General features: G+C 50.4%; 6 protein-coding genes. 1 reads left to right on the top strand and 5 read right to left on the bottom strand.

All coding sequences use genetic code 11. The features are described 5' to 3' along the window. From Q0257_RS02470 to Q0257_RS02450, 5 genes are all read right to left on the bottom strand, one after another. On the bottom strand, window positions 1-306 hold a 306-nt coding region (locus Q0257_RS02470), incomplete at its 3' end, for a hypothetical protein (protein WP_298021147.1). A gap of 62 nt (window positions 307-368) precedes the next feature. Next, on the bottom strand, window positions 369-2,033 hold the full coding sequence (locus Q0257_RS02465; RefSeq protein WP_298021145.1) for a hypothetical protein: 1,665 nt from the start codon (window positions 2,031-2,033) through the stop codon (window positions 369-371). Then, complete coding sequence (locus Q0257_RS02460) at window positions 2,017-3,138, bottom strand: DNA adenine methylase (protein ID WP_298021143.1); 1,122 nt, start codon at window positions 3,136-3,138, stop codon at window positions 2,017-2,019. Before Q0257_RS02460 ends, Q0257_RS02465 begins: the two co-directional genes overlap by 17 nt. Beyond that, complete coding sequence (gene trpD, locus Q0257_RS02455) at window positions 3,139-4,752, bottom strand: anthranilate phosphoribosyltransferase (RefSeq protein ID WP_298021140.1); 1,614 nt, start codon at window positions 4,750-4,752, stop codon at window positions 3,139-3,141. It abuts the gene before it with no gap. 291 nt (window positions 4,753-5,043) lie between these two features. Next, complete coding sequence (locus tag Q0257_RS02450; protein ID WP_298021138.1) at window positions 5,044-6,723, bottom strand: anthranilate synthase component I family protein; 1,680 nt, start codon at window positions 6,721-6,723, stop codon at window positions 5,044-5,046. A gap of 126 nt (window positions 6,724-6,849) precedes the next feature. Between Q0257_RS02450 and yaaA the strand changes: the two genes are divergently transcribed. Beyond that, window positions 6,850-7,581 carry a peroxide stress protein YaaA gene (gene yaaA, locus Q0257_RS02445; protein WP_298021135.1) on the top strand — a complete coding sequence of 244 codons (732 nt, stop codon included), beginning with the start codon at window positions 6,850-6,852 and terminating at the stop codon, window positions 7,579-7,581. Window positions 7,582-8,123 lie beyond the last annotated feature (542 nt).

The raw sequence follows: 8,123 nt of genomic DNA, 5'->3' as shown, positions 1-8,123 counted from the left end.
ATTTAAAATTATAGCGTGGTCTTTTATGATTATCGGCTCTTTGTCGTAATCCCTTGTTTGAGTTTTAAAATTTTGCGAGGGCGTATCAGTGGTGCAAGAGAAATCGCTTTGCGATTTTTGTTCAACGGCATTCGTAAAATTTCGTTCGCTGACATTTATAGAATTTCGCCTGCCATCGCTCGTAAATTTTAGCCCGCTGCCCGCTAAATTTTGCTTATCGCAATTTTTATTTTGTAAGAAATCCTTTATATTTTTATCATACCACGTTTTGCTTATGCCAAACCTAGCAATTTCGTTGTTACGCATTTGGTCCCTCCTTATACGCGCTTGATTTAGATATAACTATCGCGCGAGTTTGCACGCAGAGATCAGCCTTGCGCATTTTTTAAAATTTGCAAAATTTCGCTTATCTTTTGTGGATCTTTAATGCCTCGCGCGTCCTCCACGCGGCTGTTTAGATCAATAGCGTATGGGTGCAGTGCGAGTGCCTCACGGATATTTTGCGCGCCGATGCCGCCTGCGAGGATGAAAGAGATCGCGCCGCCTTTGGAGGCGGTGCTACACTTATCTGCGATACCATCCTTTGCGGTACCTAACTTACCTACTTCGCCGCCGTCATTCGCAATATTTGGCGCGCCCGCCTCATAGTCGTTTGCGCCGCAATGATCGGAGCCCTCCTTCGCGGGCTCTATATTGTTTGACTGAGTAGCAATACACGCACTGGCTCCGCACTCCTCGCTATTCTTTGCATCGCGGTCATAATTTTCTATTGCAGGCTCTGCATCGCTTGATCGGATGACAGCATGCGCAATTTTACTAGCCTCGCCATTTTTGGCGGCACGGTGATTATCGCTTTCTGTGGGCTTTGTGCCGCTGTTTTCAGTACACTGTGAGTAAAATTTTTCCTCGCCGAAATTCTCTCGGATCGTACTACACTCAAGATCGCCTCTTGCGTCGCCTGTGCTTTGCATTGTGTTGCCCGCGCAGTATTTTTCATCGCGCGCCGCGCTGTATTGTCCTTCGTAGCCAAGCCCTACGCGTCGCAGCAGATCCCAGTCGAAGCTCACGCCGTTACCGCCCAAGCTCGCTCCTTTGGCGTCGAATAAGATCCGATCGAAGCTCAAACCCTCAAGAGGCAGCATTTCGGCGCCAATGCTTAGCACCTGCCACGCTTCGATGCCTGCCGCGTTAAGCCGCGCTTTGAAATCCGCGCTTATGTGTCCATAAATCTGAGCGCAGTCCAGCTCGCAAGCCTCGCAAATTTTTAAAATTTGCTTCTCGTTTAGGGTTCCCGAATTTAAAATTTCAAAATTTTGATTCTTTGCCGAGACGGGCACAGCACGGTTTGCGTTCAAATTTACATCCAAATCGTCGCACTTCTTTTCGTAAAATTCTGCAGCTTTGTAAAATTTCGCGTCGCCGCTCGTGCCCGCGTAAATTTTATCTTCACAAATTTCTTCGCCGCGAGCTTTGTCGCCAAAATTTTCGCACTCGTGCGGCGTGGTGTCGTGCTTTTCGGAGCTCAAAGCAAAGACTCCGACGCACTTTGCGCCGTTTTCATGCGCGATATGCGCGATCTCGCGCGCTGTATCTATACTCACGCGGCGCTTGGAGCTTGATACGAATATCACGCCTAAAAAATCCACGCGCACGCCCGAGCCGTCGCCATGGCTTCGTAAACCGCTACCGAAATTTTTATCACAATCACAATTCTGCTCGCACGTAAAATTTGCGTAATCTTGCGTGCGGCATGCGGAATTCTCGCCGCCTTGATTAAAATTTTGCGCGAAATTCTTACTGTCGGAATTGAAATTTCGCATAGCATTCTCGGCATCCGAATTAAAATTCCGCCCAGAATTTTCGCCGCAAAAATTAGGAGTTTTCATTGAGCTTTCGCCGCTTGATTGCGGTAAATTTTTAGCGTCATCCGCGCTTTCTAAATTTGCGTATAAAGCCGAGCTGCATGCCAGCACGGCGCAGGCTTCGGCGACGCTTTTGATGCCGCAAATTTTGATCTTACTTTCGCACGACATATAAAAATTCCGTCACGTAAAGCTCGCGCGCGTTTAAATTTCTGCTCGCGCGGTAGGTCGGATAGCGGATCTCTATCGTGCGCACGGAGCCGATGTGCGCGAGATTTTTTAAAAATTCCGCCTTCGAGATGAAGCCCTCGGAATTAAAAGAGATTATTAAAAATTTCGCCGGAAATTCCGCCAGCAGCGCGAAAAATTCCTCCGCAGCGCTTGATTTTTTATTATACGCCGAGCGGTTCCAGTCTGCGGGGATCCCAGAAACTCTGCTAAGCCTCGCAGCATTTGGGCTCTTGCCCTCGTTTATAAAATCCGTGATCAAATTTAGCATAAAATAGTTCGAGCCGTAGGGGTGCTGATTGTAAGGGGGATCAAAATACGCGACGTCAAGCTGCGAAAAGCGCTCGCGCGCGCTCTGTGCAAAGCGCGCGGCATCCTCTTGAAAGACCGCGCTTTCGCAGGCGAAATTTGAAAGCACCGGTAGGCGCAGGGAAATTTCGCCCATTATGCGAGCTAGCGCGTTTTCGCCGCTGCCGCCGAACTTGCCCACGCCCGCTTTGTCCTTGTAAAAGCCCTTAAAAACGCCGCCCGTGTTTGAGTGGATGCTCGCCTCGCTAAGCAGCGGCGCGGTGAAAAAATCGCGAAATTTTTGCGGGATTTTACCGATCTGCTCGCAAAGCCCGCCCAAAATCAGGGCGTTTCGGCGCGTGTAAAAGGCGCGCTCGCCCGCCTTAATATCCTCATCGTCTTTCGGCGCGTACAGCTCGCTAAAAAAGCTCTCCTTCGGCGTAAAATTTCTTAAAATTTCAGCGTGCAGCTCGCTCAAGTCTCGCCACAGCTCGTCGCTAAAATTTGAAAGATAGCAGGAGTTTATCGCGCGCGAGTAGCCCTCCAGATCGTTTGCGATCACGAGATTTGAGTGCGCTTTGGCCAGTCGCGCGACGATGCCGCTGCCGCTAAAGACGTCCGCGAAGCTGATCTTGCCCTGCCCAAGCTCCGCCTTAATCTCGCAGATCGCACGCTCTATCGGCGCTAGCAGCGAGCGCTTGTTGCCCAGATAGCTGATGAGCTGCTCGCTTAAAAACTCCCTCTTTTCGCCGCTAGCCATCTAAGCTCTCGCCCCTACGTAGTTTTCGTAAAATTCCCACGTTTTGCCCGATCTGATCGCCTCTAAAATGAGCGGCTTAGCCTCCGCAGGGCTTGATACGACATCGGCGCAGTATAGCGCAAACATCGCGTTTAGCACGACGATGTCAAATTTCGGCCCGCTAAGCTCGCCTTTTAAAATTTGCTTTAAAGTTTCGGCGTTAGCCTCGCCGTCGCCGCCTTCTATATCGCCGTGAAATGCGCGTTTAAAGCCAAACTGCTCGGGATTTACGCGGTATTCTAAAATTTTGCCGTCCTTGACCTCGTGGATTAGCGTTTCGTCGCACAGGCTGATCTCGTCCATACCGTCCATGCCGTGCACCACCAGAGCGTGCTTGCGCCCCAAAATCATCAGCGTTTCGGCGATGAGCCCATTTACTTCCTCCAGATAATTGCCCACGATCTGATTGCTGAGGCTTAAATTTGGATTTAGAAGCGGTCCCATTATATTAAAGACGGTGCCGATTTTTAGGCGGTTACGCACCTCTTTGACCTCGGCAGTGATTTTGTGAAAAAACGGCGCGTGAAAAAACGCCAGCCCGGTGCGATCTAGCAGCGCTCTGATCTGCGTCAAATCGCTAAGTAGCGGCACGCCCAAAGCATCGAGCGCATCGGAACTACCCGATCTGCTGGTAATCGCGCGGTTGCCGTGCTTGGCGACGCGCACGCCGAAGCTTGCCGCGATAAAGGCCACGGTCGTGGAGATATTGATCGTCTTTAGCCTATCGCCGCCCGTACCTACGATGTCAAACATCGGGCTCGGATCGTCGTAGGTGATCGAGTATTTTAAGATACTGCGCACGAGCGCCGTGAGGCTGCTTGGGTAGAGCGATTTTTCGCTGATCAGCACGAGCAGCCCCGCAAGCTGCACGATGTCGTAATCCTGCTCGTAAAGCGCCTTACAAATGACGGCGTAATCGTCGCTATCTAGCGGGAAGCCCTTTTGTAGCTTCAACATAAACGGGGCGAAATTTACCACGAGTTTCTCCTTTAAAATTATCTTTTTGCCGTAATTGATGAAATTTTCGATGATCTTTTTGCCGTATTGGGTAAAAAAGCTCTCGGGATGAAATTGAATGCCGAAAACAGGCTTACTTCGGTGCTTCATCGCCATTATAATGCCGTCGTTTTCGCTCTTTGCTAAAATTTCAAACTCGCGCGGCAGCGTAGCTTCATCCACATAAAGCGAGTGGTAGCGCATCACTTCAAATTTACGCGGCAGCCCGCTAAAAAGTACGCCGTCACTAAAAATTTCGATCGTCGAGCTCTTGCCGTGTAGCGGCACCTCCAGCTGCTTTATCTCCGCACCAGCCGCGTATCCGATCGCCTGATGCCCAAGGCACACGCCCAAAATCGGCACGTCCAAATCCGCGCGCAAAATATCCAGGCAGACGCTGCTGTCTTTTGGATGATTTGGTCCCGGGCTTAGGATTATGTGCGATGGGGCAAGCTCGCGCACCTGCTGCAGCGTTATCTCATCGTTGCGGAAATAGCGCACCTCCTCGTCGCTTAGCTCCAAAATGTATTGATAAATATTAAAAACGAAGCTGTCGTAATTATCTATCATTAAAATCAAAATTTTATCCTTTTTTAGGGCATTTGCGCCTCTTTAAAATTCTAATACAGTTTAAATTTAACCGCTTTGCGGCGGACAAATCCGATGCCACTTTAACGCCGCTTGCGAGCTAAATTTAAAATTCCGCCCGCGGCTGCGGCATTACTACACCAGCTGCGACGTTACGCTGCTTTGCGGCGCCGAATGAAGCTCGCCGTTGAATTTAACATCCTAGCAGCGATACGCTTTAAATTTAGCCGAATCAAACTCGCGCCTAAAAGCGGTGCACTCGGCTAGCTAAATTTAAAGCGTCTAAGCTTCCTCGCATAGCTCCTCGATCGCCTTGAGCGGGCTTTTGCGCTTTTTGCAGATCTCTGCGTATTCGCTCTTTGGCGAGCTGTCGTAAACGATACCTGCGCCCGCTCCGATAAATACGAGATTGTTTAGCCCTTCGCAGCCGAAATTCTCCGCGCTAAATTTGGCAGCTTCAAACCGCATCGCGCGGCTAAAGCTCGGCTCGCTTTCTAAATTTAGCGCCCCGCCGCCTGCGCGAGCTTTTAAATTTAATGTCGCGTCGCGTTTGCTTGCGCGAGCCGGTAAATTTTGCGCCTCGCCGCCGCCCTTTTGCGCTGCGAAATCGCAAAGCTTCGTCGCTTCGGACTTCTCCTCGCCGCAAACAGAGCTTAAATTTGAATTTTGCTTAGAGTTCTCCTGCGAGCAGGAATTTTGCGCGTCGCGATTTACGAAGATCGCCGAGCGAATCAAGATCGCCTGCATCACGTCGCCGTTAAAGCGCCAAAATCCGATTCCGCCGCCGTAGATGCCGCGCTCGTAACGCTCCAGCTCGTTTATGATCTGCATTGCGCGAATCTTCGGGCTGCCGCTTAGCGTGCCCGCAGGAAAGATAGTGCCGAGTACCTCAAACGCGCTTACCCCGCGCGGCTTATTGCCGTAAACCTCGCTTACGATGTGCATCACGCTTTCGTAGCGCACGACGCGCATCGCGTTTTGCACCCGCACCGAGGCGGGCGCGGCGAATTTGCCGATGTCGTTGCGAGCTAGATCGATCAGCATCCGATGCTCCGCAAGCTCCTTTTCGTCGTTTAAAAGCTCGCGCTCAAGCGCCGCGTCGGCCTCGGCATTCGCGCCTCTGCTGCGGGTGCCTGCGATGGGAGCTACAAAAATTTCGTCCTTTTTGATCTCCATGATCAGCTCGGGGCTGGAGCCCGCGACGCAACCGTACGGCGTCGGGAAGTGAAACATATAGGGACTCGGATTGTTCTTTTTGAGTCGCTCGTAAAACTCCAGGCTGCCCAGATTCGTGCCGACTTCTAAAATTTCGCCCAGCACGACCTGAAACACGTCGCCGCTTTTTATCTTTTCTTTTGCAGCCTCGACCATCGCACTAAAATGCGACTCCTCGGCGCCCAGATCGGTTAAAATTTTAAATTTAAGCTCTTTTTTTTGAGGCTCTGGCTCAGACGCGCCTTGCGATTTTGAGCCGCCTTTTATCGCAGCGTCCGCTTTTGCGGCACTCTGCGGCGCGCCTGCCGCTTCAGCATCGCCTTGCTGCGAGGCTTGAGAACTAAGCTCGCGCAGGCTTTCGTAAATTTGGGCGTCTTTGCCGTAAAAATCGTAAATTTTGCTGATTTTATCGTAGTGCAGGTAGTTTGCGGCATCGGCGTAAAAAAACGGCGGGAAGTCATACAGCGCCTGCTTCGGCGCGCCGATATTTTCGAACGCGCGCACGATGTCGTAGCCCAAAACGCCGAAAAGCCCGGCAAAGCTCGCATTTTTAAATTCGCTTGCGCCCACTTTCGCGCTTTTTACCTCATCAAATTTAATCTTTAGCGCTTCAAAGCTCATCTTAAATCCGTCGAAATAATCACAATCGATGCCGATGATGACCTGAGCGTCGTCCTCTGCGAGGTAGCTTTGCGGATGCGTCTTTAAAATTTCGCGGTAGTAAAACAGCGGCTCTTCTAAAAGCATTTTCGTCCTTGGAATTTTTAGCGCCATTATACGCTGCTTAGCTTAAATTTGAGCGGGCGGCGCGAGCTTAAGCGGGCTTGAATGCAAGCAAAATTTTAGTAAAATGGCGAAATTCAAGGAGAGCGTATGAAAATTTTATTTTCCCCAAGCGAGATGAAAAGCGAGCTGGGCGGCGGCTCGCGCATTTGCGAGCGAAATTTCATCTTTGCAGATCTTTACGAAAAGCGCCTGCAGATGCTGCGCGCTTATGCGGATTTCGTGGATAAAGCAAGCGAGGCGGAGCTTTGCAAGCTTTTCGGGCTGAAAAAATGGGATGTGGCTCTGCGCGAAAATATCTTTGAAAAAGGCTGCGCGAAGGCGCTTTTGCGCTACACCGGCACCGCGTATCGCGCCCTAGGCTACGCGTCGCTAAGCCCCGGAGCGCAGGAGTTTGCGGAGCAAAACACGATAATTTTTTCAAATCTTTTCGGCCCCGTGCTGGGCGGCGACGCGCTGCCGAACTACAAGCTCAAGCAGGGCAAAAAATTTGGCGGCATAGACGTGGCGAAATTTTATCGCGATAGCTTCTCCGCCGCGCTGGATCGGTATCTGGCGGATGAGTGCATCGTGGATCTGCGCGCGGGATTTTACGAAAAATTTTATGAGATGAAGCACGAATATTTGAGTTTTAGTTTCATAAAAGGCGGCAAGGTGCTGAGCCACTACGCCAAGGCTTGGCGCGGCAAGGTGTTGCGCAAAATAGCTCTGGCAGGCGCTTGCAGCGAGGCTGAGGTGCTTGCGCTGCGTTTGGGCGGCGCTTCCGTGCTCGAGATCAAACAGATCGGGCTAAAAAAGGAGGTCGTGCTGGAAATTTCATAAACGCAAAGAAATTTCGTCCGGAGAAATTTACGATAAATTTTGCAGGCCCAATGCGGATTTTTGCGTAAAATTTAGCCCGGAAAATTTGCCGCGAGTTCAAATCCCGCCCCATCCAAAGCAATTTTACCGGGAGAAATTTGCGGGCAGATTTTGGCGTGAGGATTTTGCGGCGGTGGCTTTTTGGTCTTTTACCTCTTTTTTAGCGGGCTTTGGACGGCTTTGAATGAGCTTTTGGCGGCTAAATTTTACCGCAAGGATTTTTCAGAGTAAAATTTACGCTCTTTGCGTCTGAGCGCTCCGCATAAATTTTACGCCGATCTTGCCGTAATTTTAAACCGATTTTATGCCGATCTTGCCGTGATTTTGCACCGGTTTTATGGCGATTTTAGGATACAAAGCGCGAAAATTTTGCTGTCGTCCTCCGCACATAAAGAATTTTGCTAGGGAAGACGCGCCGCGTATATACGGAAAACAGGGCTCTGTGCGGAAAAATTTTAACTGCAATTCACCGCAGGAATTCTGTCTAAAATTTTACTTTGCGA

Origin of the sequence: uncultured Campylobacter sp. (genome assembly GCF_938018035.1) — a bacterium.
In the GTDB taxonomy this organism is placed as follows: domain Bacteria; phylum Campylobacterota; class Campylobacteria; order Campylobacterales; family Campylobacteraceae; genus Campylobacter_B.
The sequence above is the reverse complement of the archived record's forward strand: the minus strand, read 5'-3'. Positions and strand labels throughout refer to the sequence as shown.